The sequence below is a fragment of the Klebsiella sp. HN106 genome (assembly GCF_051209435.1).
In the GTDB taxonomy this organism is placed as follows: domain Bacteria; phylum Pseudomonadota; class Gammaproteobacteria; order Enterobacterales; family Enterobacteriaceae; genus Klebsiella; species Klebsiella oxytoca.
This window is the reverse complement of sequence record NZ_JBLURD010000005.1, coordinates 235,012-259,506: the sequence shown is the minus strand read 5'-3', so window position 1 is coordinate 259,506 and position 24,495 is coordinate 235,012. Positions and strand designations below refer to the sequence as shown.

25 protein-coding genes and 1 other annotated feature are annotated in these 24,495 nt (G+C 55.3%); of the genes, 16 read left to right on the top strand and 9 right to left on the bottom strand.

What is annotated here, in order from left to right; translation table 11 throughout:
* The first annotated feature begins 275 nt into the window (after positions 1 to 275).
* On the top strand, positions 276 to 1,157 hold the full coding sequence (locus ACSIPU_RS15475) for a MurR/RpiR family transcriptional regulator (RefSeq protein WP_004107217.1): 882 nt from the start codon (positions 276 to 278) through the stop codon (positions 1,155 to 1,157).
* Between the two features lie 148 nt (positions 1,158 to 1,305).
* Positions 1,306 to 2,196: a dihydrodipicolinate synthase family protein gene (locus ACSIPU_RS15470; protein WP_134883403.1), complete on the top strand. Its 891-nt coding sequence runs from the start codon at positions 1,306 to 1,308 to the stop codon at positions 2,194 to 2,196.
* 65 nt (positions 2,197 to 2,261) lie between these two features.
* Here the strand turns inward: ACSIPU_RS15470 and ACSIPU_RS15465 are convergent, their stop codons facing one another.
* From ACSIPU_RS15465 to ACSIPU_RS15435, 7 genes are all read right to left on the bottom strand, one after another.
* The gene (locus ACSIPU_RS15465) at positions 2,262 to 2,669 is read right to left on the bottom strand and encodes a GNAT family N-acetyltransferase (protein ID WP_004107215.1); all 408 of its coding nucleotides are present in this window, start codon (positions 2,667 to 2,669) and stop codon (positions 2,262 to 2,264) included.
* Positions 2,670 to 2,809: 140 nt separating this feature from the next.
* Entirely contained in the window at positions 2,810 to 4,174 is a 1,365-nt protein-coding gene (mnmE, locus tag ACSIPU_RS15460; RefSeq protein ID WP_004107214.1) for a tRNA uridine-5-carboxymethylaminomethyl(34) synthesis GTPase MnmE, read from the bottom strand.
* A gap of 93 nt (positions 4,175 to 4,267) precedes the next feature.
* Entirely contained in the window at positions 4,268 to 5,914 is a 1,647-nt protein-coding gene (yidC, locus tag ACSIPU_RS15455) for a membrane protein insertase YidC (protein ID WP_196557626.1), read from the bottom strand.
* A gap of 2 nt (positions 5,915 to 5,916) precedes the next feature.
* Positions 5,917 to 6,174 carry a membrane protein insertion efficiency factor YidD gene (gene yidD / locus ACSIPU_RS15450; RefSeq protein WP_004871831.1) on the bottom strand — a complete coding sequence of 86 codons (258 nt, stop codon included), beginning with the start codon at positions 6,172 to 6,174 and terminating at the stop codon, positions 5,917 to 5,919.
* Complete coding sequence (gene rnpA, locus ACSIPU_RS15445) at positions 6,138 to 6,497, bottom strand: ribonuclease P protein component (RefSeq protein WP_004871829.1); 360 nt, start codon at positions 6,495 to 6,497, stop codon at positions 6,138 to 6,140. Before rnpA ends, yidD begins: the two co-directional genes overlap by 37 nt.
* Before the next feature lie 15 nt (positions 6,498 to 6,512).
* Entirely contained in the window at positions 6,513 to 6,653 is a 141-nt protein-coding gene (gene rpmH, locus ACSIPU_RS15440; RefSeq protein ID WP_004871828.1) for a 50S ribosomal protein L34, read from the bottom strand.
* 218 nt (positions 6,654 to 6,871) lie between these two features.
* Positions 6,872 to 6,952 carry a hypothetical protein gene (locus ACSIPU_RS15435; protein ID WP_418268749.1) on the bottom strand — a complete coding sequence of 27 codons (81 nt, stop codon included), beginning with the start codon at positions 6,950 to 6,952 and terminating at the stop codon, positions 6,872 to 6,874.
* Between the two features lie 322 nt (positions 6,953 to 7,274).
* Between ACSIPU_RS15435 and dnaA the strand changes: the two genes are divergently transcribed.
* The 4 genes from dnaA to gyrB all read left to right on the top strand — a co-directional run bounded on the left by dnaA (position 7,275) and on the right by gyrB (position 13,445).
* Positions 7,275 to 8,675 carry a chromosomal replication initiator protein DnaA gene (gene dnaA, locus ACSIPU_RS15430; RefSeq protein WP_004107208.1) on the top strand — a complete coding sequence of 467 codons (1,401 nt, stop codon included), beginning with the start codon at positions 7,275 to 7,277 and terminating at the stop codon, positions 8,673 to 8,675.
* Between the two features lie 4 nt (positions 8,676 to 8,679).
* Complete coding sequence (gene dnaN / locus ACSIPU_RS15425; protein ID WP_004107206.1) at positions 8,680 to 9,780, top strand: DNA polymerase III subunit beta; 1,101 nt, start codon at positions 8,680 to 8,682, stop codon at positions 9,778 to 9,780.
* A 148-nt stretch (positions 9,781 to 9,928) separates the two neighbouring features.
* Complete coding sequence (gene recF / locus ACSIPU_RS15420; protein ID WP_004107198.1) at positions 9,929 to 11,002, top strand: DNA replication/repair protein RecF; 1,074 nt, start codon at positions 9,929 to 9,931, stop codon at positions 11,000 to 11,002.
* A gap of 28 nt (positions 11,003 to 11,030) precedes the next feature.
* Positions 11,031 to 13,445 (top strand): DNA topoisomerase (ATP-hydrolyzing) subunit B, encoded by a 2,415-nt coding sequence (gyrB, locus tag ACSIPU_RS15415; RefSeq protein ID WP_004107195.1) that lies wholly within the window; start codon positions 11,031 to 11,033, stop codon positions 13,443 to 13,445.
* A gap of 32 nt (positions 13,446 to 13,477) precedes the next feature.
* Here the strand turns inward: gyrB and ACSIPU_RS15410 are convergent, their stop codons facing one another.
* Positions 13,478 to 14,413, bottom strand: coding sequence for a LysR family transcriptional regulator (locus ACSIPU_RS15410; RefSeq protein WP_017145196.1), 936 nt, complete (start codon positions 14,411 to 14,413; stop codon positions 13,478 to 13,480).
* Positions 14,414 to 14,520: 107 nt separating this feature from the next.
* Between ACSIPU_RS15410 and ACSIPU_RS15405 the strand changes: the two genes are divergently transcribed.
* The 8 genes from ACSIPU_RS15405 to ACSIPU_RS15370 all read left to right on the top strand — a co-directional run bounded on the left by ACSIPU_RS15405 (position 14,521) and on the right by ACSIPU_RS15370 (position 22,820).
* A complete protein-coding gene (locus ACSIPU_RS15405; RefSeq protein WP_004107189.1) occupies positions 14,521 to 15,546 on the top strand; it encodes a zinc-dependent alcohol dehydrogenase family protein in 1,026 nt (341 codons plus the stop codon).
* Between the two features lie 115 nt (positions 15,547 to 15,661).
* Entirely contained in the window at positions 15,662 to 16,474 is an 813-nt protein-coding gene (gene yidA / locus ACSIPU_RS15400; RefSeq protein WP_004107186.1) for a sugar-phosphatase, read from the top strand.
* A 243-nt stretch (positions 16,475 to 16,717) separates the two neighbouring features.
* On the top strand, positions 16,718 to 17,407 hold the full coding sequence (dgoR, locus tag ACSIPU_RS15395; RefSeq protein WP_004107184.1) for a D-galactonate utilization transcriptional regulator DgoR: 690 nt from the start codon (positions 16,718 to 16,720) through the stop codon (positions 17,405 to 17,407).
* Positions 17,404 to 18,279: a 2-dehydro-3-deoxygalactonokinase gene (locus ACSIPU_RS15390; protein ID WP_004107182.1), complete on the top strand. Its 876-nt coding sequence runs from the start codon at positions 17,404 to 17,406 to the stop codon at positions 18,277 to 18,279. Before dgoR ends, ACSIPU_RS15390 begins: the two co-directional genes overlap by 4 nt.
* The gene (locus tag ACSIPU_RS15385) at positions 18,263 to 18,880 is read left to right on the top strand and encodes a 2-dehydro-3-deoxy-6-phosphogalactonate aldolase (RefSeq protein ID WP_004107180.1); all 618 of its coding nucleotides are present in this window, start codon (positions 18,263 to 18,265) and stop codon (positions 18,878 to 18,880) included. Before ACSIPU_RS15390 ends, ACSIPU_RS15385 begins: the two co-directional genes overlap by 17 nt.
* A complete protein-coding gene (dgoD, locus tag ACSIPU_RS15380) occupies positions 18,877 to 20,025 on the top strand; it encodes a galactonate dehydratase (RefSeq protein WP_004107175.1) in 1,149 nt (382 codons plus the stop codon). The genes ACSIPU_RS15385 and dgoD overlap by 4 nt, the downstream gene beginning before the upstream one ends.
* Before the next feature lie 179 nt (positions 20,026 to 20,204).
* Positions 20,205 to 21,542 carry an MFS transporter gene (locus tag ACSIPU_RS15375; RefSeq protein ID WP_071845034.1) on the top strand — a complete coding sequence of 446 codons (1,338 nt, stop codon included), beginning with the start codon at positions 20,205 to 20,207 and terminating at the stop codon, positions 21,540 to 21,542.
* 51 nt (positions 21,543 to 21,593) lie between these two features.
* Positions 21,594 to 22,820 (top strand): DUF3748 domain-containing protein, encoded by a 1,227-nt coding sequence (locus tag ACSIPU_RS15370; protein ID WP_049593724.1) that lies wholly within the window; start codon positions 21,594 to 21,596, stop codon positions 22,818 to 22,820.
* Position 22,821: 1 nt separating this feature from the next.
* Here the strand turns inward: ACSIPU_RS15370 and ACSIPU_RS15365 are convergent, their stop codons facing one another.
* Complete coding sequence (locus tag ACSIPU_RS15365; protein WP_004116656.1) at positions 22,822 to 23,151, bottom strand: YceK/YidQ family lipoprotein; 330 nt, start codon at positions 23,149 to 23,151, stop codon at positions 22,822 to 22,824.
* Positions 23,152 to 23,454: 303 nt separating this feature from the next.
* Positions 23,455 to 23,529 (top strand) — a sequence feature (ROSE (Repression Of Heat Shock gene Expression) occurs in the 5'-region of heat shock genes and acts as an RNA thermometer to modulate expression.).
* Between ACSIPU_RS15365 and ibpA the strand changes: the two genes are divergently transcribed.
* Positions 23,523 to 23,936: a small heat shock chaperone IbpA gene (gene ibpA / locus ACSIPU_RS15360; RefSeq protein ID WP_004107169.1), complete on the top strand. Its 414-nt coding sequence runs from the start codon at positions 23,523 to 23,525 to the stop codon at positions 23,934 to 23,936. Its footprint overlaps the feature before it by 7 nt.
* A gap of 116 nt (positions 23,937 to 24,052) precedes the next feature.
* The gene (gene ibpB / locus ACSIPU_RS15355; protein ID WP_004107167.1) at positions 24,053 to 24,481 is read left to right on the top strand and encodes a small heat shock chaperone IbpB; all 429 of its coding nucleotides are present in this window, start codon (positions 24,053 to 24,055) and stop codon (positions 24,479 to 24,481) included.
* Positions 24,482 to 24,495: the final 14 nt, after the last annotated feature.

Sequence of the window (24,495 nt, the reverse complement as noted above, 5' to 3'; positions counted from 1 at the left end):
GGTGCCGCGCACCCGAATGAAGTTAAACTCCAATTAATGTATTTTTTAGAAGTTAAACACCACAAGGGCTTTGCATGAGATATGTGAACAAGATCATGGTCACAGGCGAGGGGGAATGAAAAAAGGCGATCTGACTCACGCGATGAGACGTAATATGTTTTTGCCGCGCCGGGGATAGCCGCATCACCACGGCGTTTTTTAAAAAACCATATTGCCTGGCGCTGAACTGTCCTCCATCATGAGCGCCTGATAATCGCGTAAACAGTAGGGAAGAGATGACGACTCCGACTTCGCCGGTCAAAGCCGGGAAAATACTTGATACCCTGGGGGCGATGCAAAGCAGTATGACCCGCGTCGGGAAAAGCATCGCGCAGTATGTGATCGCTTCCCCGCATAAGGTGACTCAGCTTTCGATTGCCGATCTCTCAGAGGAAGTGAACGCGGGCGAAGCATCGGTGATCCGTTTCTGTCGACAGCTGGGCTATAAAGGTTTTCAGAACTTCAAAATGGAACTGGCCATTGAGCTGGCCATGAACGATAGCGATGACAACAGCACGCTGCTGGAGGCTGAAATTCAGAAAACCGACGATGCGCACACCATCGGCCTGAAGCTCCAGGGCGCCATCTCGACCGTGCTTTCGGAAACGCTAAATCTGCTGGATATGGAGCAGGTGGAACGGGTCGTGGAGGCGCTGCATACTTGTAATTGCGCCTATATCTTTGGCGTTGGCGCTTCCGGACTGACCGCCGAGGAGATGAAGCATAAGCTGATGCGAATCGGGCTGCGCGTCGATGCCTTAACAAATAATCACTTTATGTATATGCAGGCCGCGCTGCTCAAGGTTGGCGATGTCGCCATCGGCATCAGCCACTCCGGACATTCGCCGGAAACCGCGCACGCCCTCGATCTGGCAAGGCAGGCTGGAGCCACCACCGTCGCCTTAACGCATAACCTTGGATCGCCATTGAGTAAAGTCGCTGATATTACGCTCATTAACGGCAACCGACAGGGGCGCCTGCAGGGTGACTCTATCGGCACTAAAACGGCGCAGCTCTTCGTTCTGGATCTCATTTATACGCTGCTGGTGCAGAGAGATCCGGAAGCCGCCCGCGCGAATAAACTGCGAACGATGGATGCTCTGTCCATGCTCAAGTAGAGCGAATTTAGTGCGATTCGTCACAATCTGATACTCCCGTTTTTTCCCCCTGCCGGTAACCTGTTGCAACCGGCATCGTTAGCCCCTAGGATGGAGTAATACTTCAAAATTAATTAATTTAAGAAGAAAAACACCATTCGAGGATTACATGACAAAGTTAACAGGTCTTATTGCCGCCCCCCATACGCCTTTTGATGCCAACGGCGAAGTCAACTACCCCGTTATCGATCGGATTGCCGAGCATCTGATTGCGCAGGGCGTTAAAGGTGCTTACGTCTGTGGGACGACCGGAGAAGGCATCCACTGTTCCGTAGAAGAGCGTAAAAAAATTGCCGAGCGCTGGGTCGCGGCAAGCCGGGGACAATTAAGCATTACGCTACACACCGGGGCTCTCAGCATCGCCGATGCGCTGGAGCTCAGCCGCCATGCTGAAACCCTGGATATTTTTGCCACCTCGGTCATCGGACCGTGCTTCTTCAAACCGTCAACCGTCGACGATCTGGTGGAATATTGCCGTATTATCGCCGCCGCCGCGCCGTCAAAAGGCTTCTATTACTACCACTCCGGCATGTCGGGTCTGAGCCTGGATATGGAGCAGTTCCTGATCGCGGCAGCGGATAAAATCCCGAACCTGTCCGGTATGAAGTTTAACTCCGCGGATATGTATGAGTTCCAGCGCTGCCTGCGCGTCAACAATCGCCAGTTCGATATTCCGTTCGGCGTGGATGAGTTTTTACCGGCAGGCCTGGCCTGCGGCGCCGTCGGCGCGGTTGGCAGTACTTATAACTATGCGGCGCCGCTCTATCATCGTCTGATCGACAGCTTTAACCGGGGAGACCATCAGGATGTTGCTGCCTGTATGGATAAGGTTATCGCAATTATTCGCGTCCTGGTTCAGTACGGCGGCGTTGCGGCCGGGAAGCTGGCGATGCAGCTGCACGGTATTGACGTCGGCGATCCGCGCCGCCCGCTGCGCCCGATGACCAGCGAGCAAAAGCGCGTCGCGCTGGACGCTTTTCGCGCTGCCGATTTTATTTAATCGTTAAGCGCATCGACTGGCATCCGCGGGATACCGCATCCCCGGATGCTTCTTTATCAGCGACGTTATTTCCAGATCTTTGCCATACCTTCACTTTCTGGCCTGACGCTGGAAAACCCAAATTTTGCGTACAGCTCGGGAACATCCGCCACCAGCGAGACGTATGCCCCTTTAAACGCGTTTTCATCCAGCCAGGCGACAATTTTTTGCATGATCTGGCGACCAAGCCCTTTTCCCTGATGAGCGGGATCAACGGCGACGTCGACGATTTCAAAGTTCAGCGCGCCGTCGCCGACGATGCGCCCCATCCCAACGGGCACGCCCTCATAGAGGATATGCACCCCGTAGCAGCTATGCGGCAGACCCGCGCGGGCGCCTTCCAGCGGGCGCGGGGACATACCAGAAATGATGCGCAGGCGGCAAAAGTCTTCCGCAGAAGGTACGGTATCAATCAGGGTGTAATCACTCAACATGGTGGTATCCGGTACGAGTAAAGCGAGGGTATCGATCAGGGTAATAGAGAAAGCGCTATGCCGTGAAGACGTAAAGGGAAAATAATAAACCCGCTTTAACAGGACGTTAAGGCGGGTTAGTCAATGCTCACAAACTGAGATTACTTACCAATACAGAAACTGGAGAAAATGCGCCCCAGCAGGTCGTCGGAGGTAAACTCACCGGTGATTTCGCTCAGGTTCTGCTGGGCCAGGCGCAGCTCTTCCGCCAGCAGCTCGCCAGCCCAGGCGCCCAGCAGCTGCGCTTTACCCTGCTGCAGATGCTCTGCGGCATCGGACAGCGCCTGCAGGTGGCGACGGCGCGCCAGAAAGCCGCCTTCCATATTGGTCTCAAAACCCATGCTCTGCTTGAGATGATTGCGCAGCACGTCTACGCCCTCGCCGGTACGCGCCGAAAGGCGGACAAGTGAGTGGTCATTTACTTCGCTCAACCCCAGCGTTTCGCCGGTAATATCCGCTTTGTTGCGCACCACGGTAATCGGCAAATTTTTCGGCAGACGGGCGATAAAATCTGGCCAGATATCCGCCGGATCGGTCGCACCGGTGGTGGTGCCGTCGACCATGAACAGTACGCGGTCGGCTTGTTCAATCTCCTGCCAGGCACGCTCGATGCCGATGCGCTCGACCTCGTCGTTCGCATCGCGCAGGCCGGCGGTATCAATGATGTGCAGCGGCATACCGTCAATGTGGATATGCTCGCGCAGAACGTCGCGGGTGGTTCCGGCAATATCGGTGACGATAGCCGCTTCCCGGCCCGCCAGCGCGTTCAGCAGGCTTGATTTCCCGGCGTTCGGCCGCCCGGCAATGACCACTTTCATCCCTTCGCGCAGCAGGCTGCCCTGGCGCGCCTCGGCGCGCACGGCGTCGAGATCGGCGATAACCGCGTTAAGCTGGGCTTCAATTTTACCATCGGAGAGGAAGTCGATCTCTTCGTCCGGAAAATCAATGGCTGCTTCGACGTAGATGCGCAGGTGAGTCAGCGCTTCCACCAGATGGTTGACGCGAGTAGAGAATGCGCCCTGCAGCGAATTCAGCGCTGAACGAGCCGCCTGCTCGGAGCTGGCGTCGATCAGGTCAGCAATCGCTTCGGCCTGGGCTAAATCGAGCTTATCGTTCAAAAACGCGCGCTCGGAGAACTCGCCGGGCCTGGCGATGCGCACACCCGGAAGCGTCAGAATACGTTTCAGAAGCAGGTCGAGAATAACAGGGCCGCCATGGCCCTGAAGCTCCAGCACGTCTTCACCAGTAAAGGAGTTCGGGCCGGGGAACCACAGGGCAATACCCTGATCCAGCGCGCTGCCGTCGCTGTCTTTAAACGGCAGGTAGTCGGCATAGCGCGGTTTCGGCAGCTTGCCCAGCACCGCCTGCGCAACGTCGCGCGCCTTCAGGCCAGAGATGCGCAGGATGCCCACACCACCGCGTCCCGGTGGGGTTGCCTGGGCGACGATAGTGTCGTTATGGCTCATGGTGACTCTCTATGTAGATGTAAAAAAGGCGGTCTATTGACCGCCTTCTCTGGCATTAACGTTACCGTAAATACTCAAAATAATTCAAGAGTATCAGGATTTTTTCTTCTCGCGGCTATGCAGACCACGCTTCTCCAGACCACGGTAAATCAGCTGCTGCTGAATAATGGTGACCAGGTTGCTGACGATATAGTAAACCACCAGACCAGACGGGAACCACAGGAAGAACACCGTAAAGATGACCGGCATAAAGGTCATGATCTTCTGCTGCATCGGGTCGGTCACGGTAGTCGGAGACATCTTCTGAATGAAGAACATCGTCGCGCCCATGATGATCGGCAGGATGTAGTACGGGTCTTGCGCAGACAGGTCGTGGATCCACAGGATAAACGGCGCATGACGCAGTTCAACCGAAGCGCTCAGCATGTAGTACAGCGCAAGGAAGATTGGCATCTGGATAATCAGCGGGAAGCAGCCACCCAGTGGGTTAACCTTCTCCGCTTTATACAGGGCCATCATCTCCTGGCTCTGACGCTGCTTGTCGTCGCCCAGACGCTCGCGCATTGCCTGAATCTTCGGCTGCAGCATACGCATCTTCGCCATGGAGGTGTACTGCGCTTTGGTCAGCGGGTACATGATGCCACGAACGATAAAGGTAATGACGATGATGGAGAAGCCCCAGTTGCCCAGATAGCTGTGGATCCATTTCAGCAGCTTGAACAGCGGCTGAGAGATAAACCACAGCCAGCCATAGTCGACGGTCAGGTCAAGATGCGGCGCAACGGCGGCCATTTTGTCCTGAATGGCCGGGCCGACCCACAGGGTGCTTTCCAGCTTGTCGGTTTGACCCGGCTGGACCAGAACCGGCTGAGATTTGTAGCCGATAGCCACAAGACCGTTGCCAAGGTTCGCGGTATAGAAGTTGTTAGTGCCGTTGTTCTGCGGAACCCATGCGGTAGTAAAGTACTGCTGCAGCATGGCAATCCAACCGTTTTTGGTGCTGACGTTCAGGTTTTCGTTATCAACGATAGTATCGAATTTATATTTTTCGTACTTCGTTTCAGACGTTGAGTACGCCGCGCCACGGAAGGTGTGCATGGTAGTCAGGCCACCGGTCTGGGTGTCGCGATGCGTCGGCAGGTTGGCGGTTTGCTTCAGCTGGCCAAAGGTTGAGATTTCCAGCGGTTTTTCGCTGGCGTTCTCTACGCTATAGCCGACGTTCACCGCATATTCACCGCGCTTCAGGGTGAAGGTTTTGGTGAATACGTTGCCTGCTTTATCGGTGTACGTGAGCGGAATGACGATTTCGTTCTGGCCATCAGCCAGCACAAACGCATCTTTATCGACGTTATACAACGGACGCGGTCCGTTTGCCGGATTGTCCGGGCCATCACGACCGGTTAAACCGCTCTGCGCCTGATAGGTAAACTGCGGCGAAGTTTCCAGAAGCTGGAATGGCTCAGTTGACTTCAGCTCTTTCGGATAATCCAGAAGCAGCGCCTGCTCAACATCACCACCGCGGGTGTTGATGGTCAGGTCAAGCACATCGGTTTTTACCGTAATCAGTTTCCCCTGGCCACTGGCCGGTACGCCCTGGTCGGCGGCGCTACCCGTTGCTGTGGTCGTTGTCTGCGTGGTCTGCTGCTGAGGCTGAGGATTGTTATCCTGCTCCCAGGCTTGCCAGATCATGAAAGACACGAACAACAAAGCGATGATAAGAAGATTGCGTTGCGAATCCATCGTTAGTGTTCTCTGGTATCAAATGGTCCAGGCGGGACGGGATCGTCACCACCAGGGTGTAAAGGGTGGCATTTTAATACGCGTTTCACCGTCAACCAACTGCCTTTTATCAATCCAAACCTGCGCAATGCCTCAATTCCGTATTGAGAACAGGTTGGCGTGAAACGGCAGTGCGGCCCGAGTAGCGGACTAATCAGGCGCTGATAGACCCGAATCAGGCCTATCAGGACCCGCGAGCCAGGCGACAGTGGCGGCGCCATAATTTTTCCAACGCTTCCGAGAGAGCACGGTTATCGAGGTCGGCAACCCCTTTCTTCGCCACCACCACGAAATCCATTGGCGGGAGTTCATGTTGACGTAAACGGAAGCTTTCACGCGTCAGACGTTTGATCCGATTGCGTTCATGCGCACGCTTAACGTTTTTTTTGGCGACGGTAAGACCGATGCGGGGATGCCCCAGCGAATTTTGGCGGCCGAGGATGGTGATTTGCGGCGTGCCAGCCCGTAATGGCTGCTGGAAGACGAAAGTGAAATGACTGGGAGTTAACAAACGTAACTCCCTGGGAAATGCGAGCTTAACCACTCAGGGTTAGCTTTATTACTTGGAAACGGTCAGACGAGCGCGGCTTTTAGCACGACGACGTGCCAGAACCTGACGACCATTTTTAGTAGCCATACGAGCACGGAAGCCGTGAGAACGGTTGCGCTTCAGTACAGACGGTTGAAAAGTGCGTTTCATGGCGATTTCTACCTAAACTTGAATAATTTCACTGACTTTCGCGTAAATCCGAACGAATTTCGAACGGCCTACGCCTCAGCGTGGGTGATTAAAGAGGCCGGATTGTAATAATTGTACACTCCGGAGTCAATTCTCTTTCCTTATTTCTCGCACCTTGCCGCACAAAAAACAGGCGATGGCGCGCTGCGGAAAACGGGCATTACGCGCCGGGTGGGGGATTATACGACCTGGTGGATAAAGCGCAAGGATCGTAAAGGATCTTTGTTAGATCGATTAGGCTCAAAACCCGCGTAGCTCATTAATTTTTCCAATATGCGGCTGAAATCGTGCTTCACTCCAGCCAGGATCGATTACACTTATCCAGCTTCGATCCTTCCTGTGGATAAATCGGGAAGAATCTGTTGAGAAATACAAGATCTCTTTCTCAGTTTAGGCTATGATCCCCGGTCCCGATCGGGATCCAGAGATCCGCATCGGGTAATAACCGCAGATAGCGGTTCGCACGTCACCCCTTTTGTGCAGGGGCTTTTCGGCTATGCAGGGTCTTGTCGACGTGTGCCAACAATCACGATTGTTTCAGTTTCTCTTTATATATCGATTTTTGTTCGAGTGGAGTCCGCCGTGTCACTTTCGCTTTGGCAGCAGTGTCTTGCCCGATTGCAGGATGAGTTACCAGCCACAGAATTCAGCATGTGGATACGCCCTTTGCAGGCGGAGTTGAGCGATAACACGCTGGCACTGTATGCGCCAAACCGTTTTGTGCTCGATTGGGTAAGGGATAAATACCTCAATAATATCAATGGACTCCTCAATGATTTTTGCGGTGCGGATGCCCCACAGCTGCGCTTTGAAGTCGGCGCGAAGCCTGCCGTTCAGATGCAGAGAGGCGCGGTAAGCGTTGCCGCGGTCGCCCCTGCGCAGCAGGTTCAGACGGCGCGCGTTGCCCCGACTATCGTGCGTCCAGGCTGGGATAACGTGCCGGCGCCGGCAGAACCGACCTATCGCTCCAACGTCAATGTGAAACATACGTTTGATAACTTCGTCGAGGGTAAATCTAACCAGCTGGCTCGCGCGGCGGCGCGTCAGGTAGCGGATAACCCCGGCGGCGCGTATAACCCGCTGTTTCTTTATGGCGGCACCGGCCTGGGTAAAACTCACCTTTTACACGCGGTTGGTAACGGGATTGTGGCGCGTAAACCCAACGCAAAAGTGGTTTACATGCACTCCGAGCGCTTTGTGCAGGACATGGTAAAAGCTCTGCAAAACAACGCCATTGAAGAATTTAAGCGCTACTACCGCTCCGTTGACGCCCTGCTGATCGATGATATCCAGTTTTTTGCTAATAAAGAGCGCTCGCAGGAAGAGTTTTTCCATACCTTTAACGCCCTGCTGGAAGGCAATCAGCAGATCATCCTGACCTCGGATCGCTATCCGAAGGAGATCAACGGGGTTGAAGATCGTCTGAAATCACGCTTCGGCTGGGGTCTGACGGTTGCGATCGAACCGCCAGAGCTGGAAACTCGCGTGGCGATCCTGATGAAAAAAGCGGATGAAAACGACATCCGCCTGCCGGGCGAAGTGGCGTTCTTTATCGCCAAGCGTCTGCGCTCTAACGTACGTGAGCTCGAAGGGGCGCTGAACCGCGTTATCGCCAATGCCAACTTTACCGGCCGGGCCATCACTATCGACTTCGTCCGCGAAGCGCTGCGCGATCTGTTGGCTTTACAGGAAAAACTGGTCACCATCGACAATATTCAAAAGACGGTGGCGGAGTATTACAAAATTAAGGTAGCGGACCTGCTGTCTAAACGCCGCTCCCGTTCGGTGGCGCGCCCACGCCAGATGGCGATGGCGCTGGCAAAAGAGCTGACCAACCATAGTCTGCCGGAAATCGGCGATGCGTTTGGCGGTCGCGACCATACCACCGTCCTGCACGCTTGCCGCAAGATTGAGCAGTTGCGTGAAGAAAGCCACGATATCAAAGAAGATTTTTCCAATTTAATCAGAACATTATCCTCGTGACGCTATGAAATTTACCGTAGAACGTGAACATTTATTAAAACCGCTGCAACAGGTGAGTGGTCCTTTAGGTGGTCGTCCGACGCTACCGATTCTTGGCAACCTGCTCCTTCAGGTTACCGATGGCGCGCTGTCGCTGACCGGTACCGATCTGGAAATGGAAATGGTCGCGCGCGTTGCGCTGATTCAGCCGCACGAAGCGGGAGCAACAACCGTTCCGGCGCGTAAATTTTTTGATATCTGCCGCGGCCTGCCTGAAGGCGCGGAGATCGCGGTACAGCTGGAAGGCGAGCGTATGCTGGTGCGTTCCGGGCGTAGCCGTTTCTCGCTCTCGACGCTACCGGCGGCGGATTTCCCTAACCTTGACGACTGGCAGAGCGAAGTTGAGTTTACCCTGCCGCAGGCGACCATGAAGCGCCTGATTGAGGCGACGCAGTTTTCGATGGCTCACCAGGACGTTCGCTATTACTTAAACGGTATGCTGTTTGAAACCGAAGGCAGCGAACTGCGCACCGTAGCGACCGATGGCCACCGCCTGGCGGTCTGCTCTATGCCGCTGGAAGAGTCCCTGCCCAATCATTCGGTGATCGTGCCGCGTAAAGGCGTGATTGAGCTGATGCGTATGCTTGATGGCGGCGATACGCCGCTGCGCGTACAGATCGGCAGCAACAACATCCGGGCTCACGTTGGCGACTTTATCTTTACTTCGAAGCTGGTCGATGGTCGCTTCCCTGACTATCGCCGCGTACTGCCGAAGAACCCGGACAAGCATCTGGACGCCGGTTGCGATATTCTCAAGCAGGCCTTTGCCCGGGCGGCGATTCTTTCTAACGAAAAATTCCGCGGCGTGCGCCTGTATGTCAGTGAAAATCAGCTGAAAATCACCGCCAATAACCCGGAGCAGGAAGAAGCGGAAGAAATTCTGGACGTTACCTATGCCGGTACGGAAATGGAAATCGGTTTTAACGTCAGCTATGTACTGGATGTGCTGAACGCACTGAAGTGTGAGAACGTACGTATTCTCCTGACGGATTCCGTTTCGAGCGTGCAGATTGAGGATGCGGCTTCGCAATCCGCAGCCTACGTCGTCATGCCCATGCGATTGTAGAATCTGCAAAGGGGCTGGTTTACTTGCCATTTCGCCTTCCGGCAGTGCTCGAAATGCTCACGTACTTCGTGTACGCTCCGCTTTCTGCGCGCTGGCGGTAGACGAACTGGCTGCGACACCTACGCCCCTTGAATGATGACGAGCTGATATGTCGCTATCCCGACTTCTAATCAAAGACTTCCGCAATATTGAAAATGCGGATCTCGCCTTATCCCCCGGCTTTAACTTCCTGGTTGGCGCCAACGGCAGCGGCAAAACCAGCGTGCTTGAAGCTATCTATACGCTCGGCCACGGTCGGGCGTTTCGTAGCTTGCAGATTGGCCGCGTGATTCGTCACGAGCAGGAGTCATTTGTTCTGCACGGTCGCCTGCAGGGCGAAGAGCGAGAAGTCGCCATCGGCCTGACGAAAGATAAGCAGGGCGACAGCAAGGTTCGTATCGACGGCACTGACGGCCATAAAGTGGCGGAGCTGGCGCTTCTGATGCCGATGCAGCTGATTACGCCAGAGGGGTTTACTTTACTCAACGGCGGCCCCAAATACAGAAGAGCGTTCCTTGATTGGGGATGCTTCCACAACGAAGCCGGATTCTTTACCGCCTGGAGCAACCTGAAGCGCCTGGTGAAGCAGCGCAACGCCGCGCTGCGTCAGGTGAGTCGCTATGCCCAGCTGCGGCCATGGGATCTGGAGCTGATCCCGCTGGCGGAGCAAATCAGCCGCTGGCGCGCCGAATATAGCGCCGCTATTGTCGAAGATATGGCGGATACCTGTCGGCAGTTTTTACCTGAGTTCGCCCTCACCTTTTCTTTCCAGCGCGGCTGGGAGAAAGAAACGGATTATGCCGAGGTGCTGGAACGAAATTTCGAACGCGATCGCATGTTAACCTATACCGCGCACGGTCCGCACAAAGCGGATTTCCGCATTCGTGCCGACGGCGCGCCGGTAGAGGATACATTGTCGCGCGGGCAGCTTAAGCTGCTGATGTGCGCCCTGCGGCTGGCGCAAGGTGAGTTTTTGACCCGCGAGAGCGGGCGACGCTGCCTGTACTTGATAGATGATTTTGCCTCGGAACTCGACGACGCGCGGCGCGGGCTGCTGGCCAGCCGTTTAAAAGCCACGCAGTCGCAGGTTTTCGTCAGCGCCATTAGCGCTGAACACGTTATAGACATGTCGGACGAAAATTCGAAGATGTTTACCGTGGAAAAGGGTAAAATAGCGGATTAACCTAAGATTAAATGAGCGAGAAACGTTGATGTCGAATTCTTATGACTCCTCCAGTATCAAAGTCCTGAAAGGGCTGGATGCGGTGCGTAAGCGCCCGGGTATGTATATCGGCGACACGGATGACGGCACCGGTCTGCACCACATGGTATTCGAGGTTGTGGATAACGCTATCGACGAAGCGCTCGCAGGTTACTGTAAAGACATCGTTGTTACGATCCACAGCGATAACTCCGTCTCCGTACAGGATGACGGCCGCGGTATTCCAACCGGTATTCACCCGGAAGAGGGCGTGTCGGCGGCGGAAGTGATCATGACCGTTCTGCACGCAGGCGGTAAATTCGATGATAACTCCTATAAAGTTTCCGGCGGTCTGCACGGCGTAGGCGTTTCCGTTGTTAACGCCCTGTCGCAGAAGCTGGAGCTGGTTATTCAGCGCGATAACAAAATTCACCGTCAGGTTTATGCCCACGGCGTGCCGCAGGCTCCGCTGGCGGTTACCGGCGAAACCGAAAAAACCGGTACCATGGTGCGCTTCTGGCCGAGCTACGAAACCTTTACCAACGTTGTCGAATTCGAATACGAGATTCTGGCAAAACGCCTGCGCGAGCTGTCGTTCCTGAACTCCGGGGTGTCGATTCGCCTGCGCGACAAGCGCGACGGCAAAGAAGATCATTTCCACTACGAAGGCGGTATCAAAGCCTTTGTGGAATATCTGAACAAAAACAAAACGCCGATCCACCCGAATATTTTCTATTTCTCCACTGAAAAAGACGGTATCGGCGTTGAAGTTGCGCTGCAGTGGAACGACGGGTTCCAGGAAAATATCTACTGCTTTACCAACAATATCCCGCAGCGCGACGGCGGTACTCACCTGGCGGGCTTCCGTGCGGCGATGACGCGTACCCTGAACGCCTATATGGATAAAGAAGGCTACAGCAAAAAAGCGAAAGTCAGCGCTACCGGCGACGACGCCCGTGAAGGCCTGATTGCCGTGGTTTCCGTGAAGGTGCCGGATCCGAAATTCTCCTCGCAGACCAAAGACAAGCTGGTCTCCTCTGAGGTGAAATCGGCGGTCGAACAGCAGATGAACGAACTGCTGAACGAGTACCTGCTGGAAAACCCGTCTGACGCCAAAATCGTAGTGGGCAAAATCATCGATGCCGCCCGTGCGCGTGAAGCCGCGCGCCGCGCGCGTGAAATGACCCGCCGTAAAGGCGCGCTGGACCTGGCTGGCCTGCCGGGCAAACTGGCGGATTGCCAGGAACGCGACCCGGCACACTCTGAACTGTACTTAGTGGAAGGGGACTCTGCGGGCGGCTCTGCTAAGCAGGGGCGTAACCGTAAGAACCAGGCGATTCTGCCGCTGAAGGGGAAAATCCTCAACGTTGAGAAAGCGCGCTTTGACAAAATGCTCGCTTCGCAGGAAGTGGCGACGCTGATTACCGCGCTGGGCTGCGGCATTGGTCGCGACGAGTACAACCCGGACAAACTGCGCTACCACAGCATCATCATCATGACCGATGCGGACGTCGACGGCTCGCACATTCGTACGCTGCTGTTGACCTTCTTCTACCGTCAGATGCCGGAAATCGTTGAGCGCGGCCACGTCTATATTGCCCAGCCGCCGCTGTACAAAGTGAAGAAAGGCAAGCAAGAACAGTATATTAAAGACGATGAGGCGATGGATCAGTACCAAATCTCCATCGCGCTGGATGGCGCAACGCTGCACACCAACGCCAACGCGCCGGCCCTGGCCGGAGAGCCGCTGGAGAGACTGGTTGCCGAGTATAACGCCACGCAGAAAATGATTACGCGTATGGAACGTCGTTATCCTAAAGCGCTGCTCAAAGAGCTTATCTATCAGCCGACGCTCGCAGAGGCCGACCTGGCGAATGAGCAGACCGTGACGCGCTGGATCAACGCCCTGGTGAGCGAGCTGAATGAGAAAGAGCAGCACGGCAGCCAGTGGAAATTTGATGTCCGCGAGAACGCCGAGCTGCAGCAGTTTGAGCCGATCGTTCGCGTGCGTACCCACGGCGTGGATACCGATTATCCGCTGGATCATGAGTTTGTCACCGGGCCGGAATACCACCGTATCTGCGCGCTGGGCGAAACGCTGCGCGGTCTGATTGAAGAGGATGCCTTTATTGAGCGCGGCGAGCGCCGTCAGCCGGTTGCCAGCTTTGAACAGGCGCTGGACTGGCTGGTGAAAGAGTCGCGCCGCGGCCTCTCTATCCAGCGCTATAAAGGTCTTGGCGAGATGAACCCGGACCAGCTGTGGGAAACCACTATGGACCCGGATAGCCGCCGCATGCTGCGCGTGACCGTGAAGGATGCGATTGCCGCTGACCAGCTGTTCACCACCCTGATGGGTGACGCCGTTGAACCGCGTCGCGCCTTTATCGAAGAGAACGCCCTCAAAGCGGCGAACATCGATATTTAATCGTCGTCTACAGCCCTACTCAGGCCGCGCATTTAGCGCGGCTTTTTTGTGGGCGCAGGCATATCCAGCGACATCACGGACGGTAAACGGCTGGCGAGCATATCGACGGCAATTCTCACCCTCAGCGGTAGATGCGGCGTCTGTTGCCAGACCGCATGAACGTCGAAGCGCACATCCGGCGCCTGCTTTAAAAGCGGGACGAGTTTTCCCTGATGAATTTCTTTGCTGGCCATCCAGCAGGGCAGCCATGCAATGCCGTGGCCGGCCAGCGCAGCGTCGCAGATTGCCTGCAAATCATCCATATTGAGCGATGAACGGGGAGTAAAGGTGTGCGAGACTCCTTCTTTATCCATCAGCTGCCAGGATAGCACTCTGCCTGCTTGCAGATAGTTAATGGCCGCATGGTGGGGTAAATCATCAACGCTTTGTGGCAGACCCTTCTTCAGCAGGTAATCCGGCGCGGCGCACAGCACCATGCGGTGTTCTCCCAGCTTTCTGGCGACCAGAACGCTGCTGTCCTGAAGGGGGCCGTTACGCACCGCCATATCAAACCCTTCCTCGACGAGATCCACCACGCGATCGCTGAATGACATCTCCAGCTCGAGACCTGGGTGTTCCTGCGCAAGCTCGATCAGCAGTGGGGCCACGCACTGGCGACCAAACAGCACCGGCATGGCCACGCGCAGGCGGCCACTAACCTGCTGTTTCCCTGTTTCCAGCAGCGACTCTGCTCCACGAATTTCCTCCAGCGCGCGCTGACAACGTTCATAAAAAAGGGCGCCGTTGTCGGTCAGGCTTTGGCTGCGGGTCGTACGTTGAAACAGACGTACCCCCAACCGCTCTTCAAGCCGAGCGATACTCTTTCCTACCGCCGAGCGCGACAAATGCAAACGAATTGCGGCCTGAGAAAAACTTCCCGCCTCAACGGCGGCCACAAAAACCGGAATATCCTTCAGCGTATCGGTCATGGATTGTATCTTTTAAGTCACCAATAGAGGGAAAACTTATCGCCACTGGTTACCCATGGTCAACGGTAAACTGTCACTTCAAGCTTATTTGATGGCAGGAGTGAAAAATGACGCAGACAATGCAACGCTGGTCTATGGACGCCCTCGGGCGTGAGAACCTCAATCTTATTCAGGCGCCTGTTCCGCAGCCGGGCCCGGGTGAAGTCCGCGTGCGGGTGAATGCCGTTGCGCTCAACTATCGCGATAAGATGGTCATTGAAGGCACCATGCCTATTGCGCTTTCCTTCCCGTTTACGCCGGCGTCTGATATGGCGGGCGTGGTGGAGAGCACGGGCGAGGGCGTCACGCGTTTCAAACCCGGCGCTCGGGTGATCTCCACCTTTTTCCCGGAGTGGATCGACGGTAGACCAGCGTCAGATGCCCGCACTTTGCCTTATAAAACCACCGGCGGGTACTTCCAGGGCATGCTGGCTGAGTACGTGGTTGTGAATGAAAACTGGCTGGTGGCTGCACCGGAAACCCTTGATGATGCAGAAGCCAGCACGCTCCCTTGTGCAGGGCTTACCGCATGGTTCGCGCTGGTGGAACGCGGTCATTTACACGCCGGGCAATCGGTGCTGGTACAGGGGACGGGCGGTGTGGCGATATTCGCTTTGCAAATTGCAAAAGCACAGGGGGCAAAGGTTTTTGTCACATCAGGAAGTGATGAAAAACTGGCGCGGGCTAAACAACTTGGCGCCGATCATGGGATAAACCGGCTCAAAAGTGATTGGACGGAAGGAATTTACGAACTGACCGCCGATCGCGGCATCGATCATATTATTGAAACCGTTGGCGGGGAGAATCTGCGACATTCCCTGCGCGCCGTTGCGGTTCATGGTCGCATATCGGTCATTGGCGTGCTGGCCGGGAGTGAAATCTCGCTACCGGCTGGCGAACTGTTGCTGAAATCCCCGGTGATTCAGGGTATTGGTGTCGGGCACCGTCGTGCGCTGGAAGATTTCGTCCGCGCCGTTGACGTGACCGGGTTAAAACCGGTGATTGAACACCGTTACCGTTTTAACCAGCTTGAACAGGCGCTTGAACATCTCGATCGCGGGGCGTTTGGTAAAATCGTTCTGACCCGCGAGTAAGATCCCGGTCCCCGGGTTCTGCCTAAAAGAGGGTGTTCCGCTGCGTAATGTAGCTCTGTTTTTGTAGGCTTAATCGCGTTAGCATGAGTAAGGACTCATCTTACCCGGGGATTTCATGGCTATTAAACTAATCGCAATTGATATGGACGGCACGCTGCTGCTGCCTGACCATACCATCTCTCCTGCGGTGAAAACCGCGATTGCCGCAGCCCGCGAACGCGGCGTCAACGTGGTGTTAACCACCGGACGACCTTACGCAGGCGTGCACAGCTACCTGAAAGAACTGCATATGGAGCAGCCGGGAGATTACTGCATCACCTACAACGGCGCTTTAGTACAGAAGGCAAGCGACGGCAGTACCGTTGCGCAAACCGCGCTGGGCTACGACGACTATCGCTATCTGGAACAGCTGGCCCGTGATGTCGGCTCCCACTTCCACGCGCTGGATCGTAATACCCTGTATACCGCTAACCGCGATGTAAGCTATTACACGGTGCATGAATCCTACGTGGCGACAATCCCGCTGGTCTTCTGCGAAGCCGAAAATATGGATCCCAACATCCAGCTGTTGAAAGTGATGATGATCGATGAACCGGCCATTCTGGACCAGGCTATCGCCCGCATCCCGGCTGAAGTGAAAGAGAAATACACCGTGCTGAAAAGCGCGCCCTACTTCCTGGAAATCCTTGATAAACGCGTCACTAAAGGCACCGGCGTGAAATCGCTGGCCGATACGCTGGGTATCAAGCCGGAAGAGGTGATGGCGATTGGCGATCAGGAAAATGACATTGCAATGATCGAATATGCAGGCGTCGGCGTGGCGATGGACAACGCGATCCCTGCCGTCAAAGAAGCGGCAAACTTTATCACCAAATCCAATCTGGAAGACGGTGTGGCATATGCTATTGAAAAATATGTCTTAAACTAAAAATCGTTTTCTGAAAAACCCGCGTTTATCGCGGGTTTTTTTATACCCTGAGTTTACCCCGCCAGAAAATCTTCATGCCTGATTGTCGTTTTTGTGATCTAAATTGTAGTACAACATGTTTGTATTGTACTACATTGTGCCCATGGCGATGACGAGTGGTATCACGTTAGTACTACAAAGTTGCGGTCAAATCCGCCTGTCGCGGTAAAGTAGAGAGGTACATCCAGAGCACAAGGACTCTCCATGACTCTCAATAAAACCGATCGCATCGTCATCACGCTGGGCAAGCAGATTGTCAGCGGTAAATACGTTCCCGGCTCTGCGCTGCCCGCGGAAGCCGAGCTGTGTGAGGAGTTTGCTACCTCGCGCAATATCATTCGCGAAGTGTTCCGGTCATTGATGGCCAGGCGACTGATTGAAATGAAGCGCTATCGCGGCGCATTCGTTGCCTCGCGCAACCAGTGGAATTATCTCGACACCGACGTTTTACAGTGGGTGCTGGAGAGCGATTACGACCCGCGGCTGATTAGCGCGATGAGCGAGGTACGTAATCTGGTTGAACCGGCGATAGCCCGCTGGGCGGCAGAGCGCGCAACATCGAGCGACCTGGCGCAAATAGAAGAAGCGCTCAACGACATGATCGCCAACAACCAGGACAGGGAAGCGTTTAACGAAGCGGATATTCGCTACCACGAGGCGGTGCTGCAGTCGGTACATAACCCGGTACTGCAACAGCTCAACGTGGCGATCAGCTCGCTACAGCGGGCGGTATTTGAAAGGACCTGGATGGGCGATGAGGCCAACATGCCGAAAACGCTCCAGGAACATAAGGCGCTGTTTGACGCCATCCGGCATCAGGACAGCGAAGCGGCGGAGCAGGCGGCGCTCACCATGATCGCCAGCTCGACACGAAGGTTAAAGGAAATCACATGACATCTCGCTACATCGCAATTGACTGGGGATCGACAAACCTGCGCGCCTGGCTTTATCAGGGCGAGCAGTGTCTGGAGAGCAGGCAATCGGAAGCAGGCGTCACGCGCCTGAACGGACACTCCCCCGCAGCGGTGTTTAGCGAAATAACCGCGGGCTGGCGCGACAGCGCTACCCCGGTAGTGATGGCGGGAATGGTCGGCAGTAATGTCGGCTGGAAGGCGGCGCCCTACCTGCCAGTTCCCGTCCATTTTTCCGCCATTGGCGAACAATTAACCGCTGTTAGCGACCAGGTCTGGATTATTCCCGGACTCAGCGTCTCTCGCGACGATAACCATAATGTGATGCGCGGCGAAGAGACTCAGCTCCTCGGCGCGCGGGCAATAGCTCCTTCCTCCGTCTACGTTATGCCCGGCACCCACTGCAAATGGGTGCAGGCTGACCGCCAACAAATTAGCGACTTTCGCACGGTGATGACCGGCGAACTCCACCACCTGCTGCTGCGCCACTCGCTGGTCGGCGCCGGGTTACCGGAGCAGGTCTCAGCTCCTGACGCGTTTAACGCCGGGCTTGAGCGCGGCCTGCATTCGCCAGACATCCTGCCGCAGCTTTTTGAGGTACGCGCTGCGCACGTGCTGGGCTCACTGCCGCGCGAACAGGTGAGCGAATTTCTCTCCGGCCTGCTGATTGGCGCGGAAGTCGCCACCATGAGCGCCCATTTCCACGATCGCCAGGTCACCCTCGTTGCCGGAGAGGCGCTGGCAGACCGCTATCAGCAGGCGCTTGGCGCTATTGGCCGTCAGACGACCGTGGTGTCAGGCGACACCGCATTTCAGACCGGAATAAGGAGCATCGCCCATGCAGTGGCAAACTAAACTACCGCTTATCGCTATTCTGCGCGGCATTACGCCGGAAGAGGCGCTGGAACATGTCGGCGCCGTCATTGATGCTGGCTTCGACGCCGTTGAAATCCCGCTCAATTCTCCGCAGTGGGAAAAAAGCATTTCCGCCGTTGTTGAGGCTTATGGCGACAGAGCGCTGATAGGCGCGGGCACCGTACTTAAGCCTGAACGTGTGGACAGGCTTGCCGAAATGGGCTGCAGGCTTATCGTTACGCCCAATATTCAGCCAGAGGTGATTCGCCGCGCGGTGAGCTTCGGCATGACCGTTTGTCCCGGATGCGCGACGGCGACGGAAGCTTTTACCGCGCTGGATGCTGGCGCACAGGCTTTAAAAGTATTCCCTTCCTCGGCTTTTGGCCCTGACTACATCAAAGCGCTAAAAGCCGTTTTGCCGCCGGAGGTGCCCGTTTTCGCCGTGGGCGGCGTGACGCCGGAGAACCTGGCGCAGTGGCTAAAAGCCGGTTGTACCGGTGCCGGGCTGGGCAGCGATCTCTATCGCGCCGGGCAATCCGTAGAGCGTACCGCACGGCAGGCGGCAGCATTTGTTAAAGCGTATCGAGAGGCAGTGCAATGAAAATAACCAAACTCACCACGTATCGTTTACCCCCGCGCTGGATGTTTTTAAAAATTGAAACCGACGAAGGCGTGATTGGCTGGGGCGAGCCCGTGATTGAAGGGCGCGCGCGCACCGTGGAGGCTGCGGTGCATGAGCTCGGCGATTATCTGATAGGCCAGGATCCGGCGCAGATTAACGACCTGTGGCAGGTGATGTACCGCGCGGGCTTTTATCGCGGCGGCCCGATTTTAATGAGCGCCATCGCCGGTATCGACCAGGCCCTGTGGGATATTAAAGGCAAAGTGCTGAATGCCCCGGTCTGGCAGCTGATGGGGGGCCTGGTACGTGACAAAATCAAAGCCTACAGCTGGGTTGGCGGCGATCGGCCGGCAGAAGTGATTGACGGTATCAAAAAGTTGCGCGGAATTGGTTTTGATACCTTTAAATTAAATGGCTGCGAGGAGCTGGGGCTGATCGATAATTCTCGTGCGGTGGACGCTGCGGTGAATACCGTGGCGCAAATTCGCGAAGCGTTCGGCAATGAAATTGAATTTGGTCTCGATTTCCACGGTCGCGTGAGCGCGCCGATGGCGAAGGTACTTATCAAAGAGCTGGAGCAATATCGCCCGCTATTTATTGAAGAGCCGGTTCTTGCCGAGCAGGCAGAATACTATCCGCGGCTGGCGGCGCAAACCTCGATTCCTATTGCGGCGGGCGAACGCATGTTCTCGCGCTTCGAGTTTAAACGCGTGCTGGAAGCCGGTGGGCTGGCTATTCTGCAACCCGACCTGTCGCACGCCGGCGGTATTACCGAGTGCTATAAAATCGCTGGAATGGCTGAGGCCTATGACGTGGCGTTGGCGCCGCACTGCCCGCTGGGACCCATTGCGCTTGCCGCCTGTCTGCACGTCGATTTTGTCTCCTATAACGCCGTCTTCCAGGAACAAAGTATGGGTATTCACTATAACAAGGGCGCGGAATTACTCGACTTTGTAAAAAATAAAGAAGACTTCAATATGGAAGGCGGCTTCTTTAAACCATTAATGAAGCCAGGGCTTGGCGTAGAGATCGATGAAGCGCGGGTAATTGAATTAAGTCAAAATGCGCCGGACTGGCGTAATCCGTTGTGGCGGCATGAGGATGGTAGCGTCGCGGAATGGTAAATGCGCGTCATACTTTGCGCTGCTGATGCGTTGGCTGCATTTTCTTATCCCAGTCACATACTAATGTATGCTCCTGGGAATGCGAAAATTTGCCGCCTTTCCCCAGCACAAATTATTTAGCGCATTACGGTTAAGTTATTCATAAAAAATTTAAATAAACCCTCTGTAAATTACCGGGCATGGTGAGCGGCTTCGCTATGCCCAAAATCTGGAGACAGATTGCGATGGATATTTCAGTTACAGCTGCAAAACCCGGGCGTCGTCGTTATTTGACGCTGATTATGATCTTTATTACCGTGGTGATTTGTTATGTTGATCGCGCCAACCTTGCCGTGGCATCGGCGCATATTCAGGAAGAGTTTGGTATTACCAAAGCGGAAATGGGATATGTATTTTCCGCCTTCGCGTGGCTGTATACGCTTTGCCAGATCCCCGGCGGTTGGTTCCTTGACCGCGTGGGATCGCGACTAACCTACTTTATCGCTATTTTTGGCTGGTCAGTGGCGACGCTACTGCAGGGATTTGCCACGGGACTGATGTCGTTGATTGGTCTGCGCGCGATTACCGGGATCTTTGAAGCCCCGGCTTTTCCCACTAATAATCGCATGGTGACCAGCTGGTTTCCGGAGCACGAGCGCGCATCAGCCGTCGGTTTTTACACTTCAGGACAGTTTGTCGGGCTGGCATTCCTGACCCCGCTATTAATCTGGATCCAGGAAATGCTGAGCTGGCACTGGGTATTTATCGTTACCGGCGCTATCGGGATAATATGGTCTTTAATTTGGTTTAAGGTTTATCAGCCGCCGCGTCTGACAAAAAGTATCAGCAAAGCCGAACTGGATTATATTCGCGACGGCGGTGGCCTGGTGGACGGCGATGCGCCCGTTAAAAAAGAGGCGCGGCAGCCGCTGACCAAAGCCGACTGGAAGCTGGTATTCCATCGCAAACTAATCGGCGTTTACCTCGGGCAGTTTGCCGTAACCTCCACGCTGTGGTTCTTCCTGACCTGGTTCCCTAACTATCTGACCCAGGAAAAGGGGATTACGGCGCTGAAAGCGGGCTTTATGACAACGGTGCCGTTCCTTGCCGCCTTTGTTGGCGTGCTGCTCTCCGGCTGGCTGGCGGACAGGCTGGTCCGAAAAGGCTTCTCGTTAGGCGCCGCGCGTAAAACGCCAATTATCTGCGGGCTGCTGATCTCGACCTGCATTATGGGGGCGAACTACACCAACGATCCGGTGTGGATTATGATCCTGATGGCGCTGGCCTTCTTCGGCAACGGCTTCGCTTCCATTACCTGGTCGCTGGTATCGTCGCTTGCGCCGATGCGGCTTATCGGGCTGACCGGCGGTATGTTTAATTTCGTCGGCGGGCTGGGCGGTATCACCGTTCCGCTGGTGGTGGGTTATCTGGCCCAGGACTATGGTTTTGCGCCTGCGCTGGTTTATATTTCCGTTATTGCGCTGATTGGCGCGCTTTCTTACATCCTGCTGGTGGGGGATGTCAAACGCGTAGGCTAATTCTTTCCGATACGATACCCTGATGCGAAAGTCTTGCATCAGGGTATGTTTATGAAACAAGTCACCTTTGCTCCCCGTCATCATCAGCTGACCAACACTCGCACCTGGACGGCAGACAGCCGCTGGCTGGTCTTTGACGTTCGCCCTTCTGGCGCTTCCTTTACCGGCGAAACCATCGAGCGGGTGAATGTCGATACGGGAGACGTTGAGATCCTCTACCGTGCCGGGCAAGGCGCATACGTTGGCGTGGTGACCGTTCATCCATCGGTAGATAAATATGTCTTCATCCACGGCCCGGAAAACCCTGACGAGGGCTGGCATTACGATTTCCACCATCGTCGCGGCGTGGTGACGTACCAGGGAGAAACCCACAACCTGGATGCGATGGATATTACCGCTCCCTATACTCCCGGCGCGCTGCGCGGCGGCAGTCATGTGCATGTTTTCAGTCCGAACGGTGAATTTGTCAGCTTTACCTATAACGATCACGTGCTGCATGAACGCGATCCGGCGCTGGATTTGCGCAACGTTGGCGTGGCGGTTCCCTATGGCCCGGTAGTACCGCGTGGCGATCATCCACGTGAATACGGCGGCAGCCACTGGAGCGTGCTGGTCAGCCGTACAACGCCAACCCCGGCGCCGGGCAGCGACGAGATTAATCGCGCCTATGAAGAGGGATGGGTAGGCAACGGGGCGCTGGCGTTTATTGGCGATACGCTGGCGATAAATGGCGACAAAGTGCCGGAGCTGTTTATTGTCGAACTGCCGGAGAGCGAACGGGGCTGGAAGCAAGCGGGCGATGCGCCGCTGGCAGGAACGCAAACCACGATGCCGGCGCCTCCTGCCGGCGTTGTTCAGCGTCGCTTAACGTTTACCCACCAACGCCGTTATCCAGGGCTGGTGGCTACGCCCCGCCATTGGGTACGCGCCAATCCGTCGGCAACGGATATCGCTTTTCTGATGCGCGATGAGGCTGGCGTGGTGCAAATGTGGCTCATTTCGACGCGGGGGGACGGGCTGCGGCAGTTGACCCACAACCGCTCCGATATCCAGTCGGCGTTTAACTGGCATCCCTCAGGAAAATGGCTGGGCTTTGTGCTGGAAAACCGCATCGCGATCTGTGACGCGCATAACGGGGAAATCGACTTTTTGACCGATGAGCATGCCCATCCGCCATCGGCCGATGCGATCGTCTTTTCGCCAGACGGCAAACAGCTTGCCTGGATGGAGGAGGTGGACGGTTACCGCCAGCTCTGGGTAACCGAAACGGCGCGCTAAATCAGGGGGTTGGCATCCGCGCTGGCGGGATCACGGAATTGGTCGCCAGCGTCTCTTCCTCGCTCTTTTCCACGCGCGATTTCACCGAACTGTCGGTACGGAACATATCCCACGGCAGCAGCAGCGTGTCCATGACCGCCGTGAGCGGCATATCCAACGCCACCAGCGATTTCGTGCCCCAGTTTGCGTCGCTATCCCCGAGCATCTGCGCGCTGGCGCGCGTTCCAGGATAGGTTCCTTCCTTGCCGCCAGTATGTGACATCACGCTGGAGCAACCGCCCAAACTTATTATCCCGCCGAACAGGACCAGCTTTAAAAGACCGTTTTTCATTATTCTTCCGTCATCGTTACGGGCGTTGATAGAACCTTCGAAATACAACCTCATTCAGAATGCGGCCAGCAGGGAAGCAGTCTGAAGAACGGCGTACCTATCGGTTATATCGGGCCATTCCATGGATGCATAGTGCCATTGCGCCGCACTGTGGCAGGCGTCGCACTTTGCCTTTTGTGCTGTCACTCCAGTCTAAGCAATAGACTGCAAACTGCAAAAAATTTTGCCTTTTTCCCCTTGAAAAGACCATGGATATACCCATTTTAGGAATGTGTCTCCCTGAGAATACGCCGAATGGGTATTCCGGGTAATAACGGCCTGTCCATGATGGAAGGTCAGATAATTCTCGCTGATTTCAGGAGCTATGTATTATGCGTAATTTCGATCTCTCCCCGCTGTATCGTTCTGCTATTGGTTTCGACCGCCTTTTCAATCTGTTAGAAAATAATCAAAGCCAGAGCAATGGCGGCTACCCTCCGTACAACGTTGAGTTAGTAGACGAGAACAACTACCGCATCGCGATTGCCGTTGCCGGTTTTGCCGAGAGCGAACTGGAAATTACCGCCCAGGATAATCTGCTTATTGTAAAAGGCGCCCACGCCGGCGAGCAGAAAGAGCGTACCTACCTGTATCAGGGCATCGCTGAGCGCAACTTTGAGCGTAAATTCCAGCTCGCAGAAAATATTCATATTCGCGGCGCTAACCTGGTAAACGGTCTGCTGTATATCGACCTTGAGCGCGTTATTCCTGAAGCGAATAAACCGCGCCGTATCGAAATCAACTAATTTGATGGGCCGCGAAGGCGGCCCGGTATTGCTGAAAACAGTGCCCGCCGTCAGGGGGCAAAGGCGAATCCGCAGGATTTGCAAACATCCACTCGCTTCTTAGAAGGAGAAAGACTATGCGTAACTACGATTTATCCCCGCTTCTGCGTCAATGGATCGGTTTTGACAAACTGGCCAACGCGCTGCAAACCGCCGGTGAAAGCCAGAGCTTCCCGCCTTATAACATTGAAAAAAGTGACGATAACCACTATCGCATTACCCTTGCGCTGGCCGGTTTCCGTCAGGAAGATTTGGATATCCAGCTTGAAGGCACGCGCCTGACGGTAAAAGGCGCGCCGCAGCAGCCGGAAAAAGAGACCAAATGGCTGCACCAGGGGCTGGTTAACCAGGCATTTAGCCTGAGCTTCACGCTCGCCGAAAATATGGAAGTCTCCGGGGCAACCTTTACCAACGGCCTGCTGCATATCGATTTGACCCGCAACGAGCCGGAACAGATCGCCCCGCAGCGCATCGCCATCAGCGAGCGCCCTGCGTTACAGAGCTAATTAAGCGAATCACT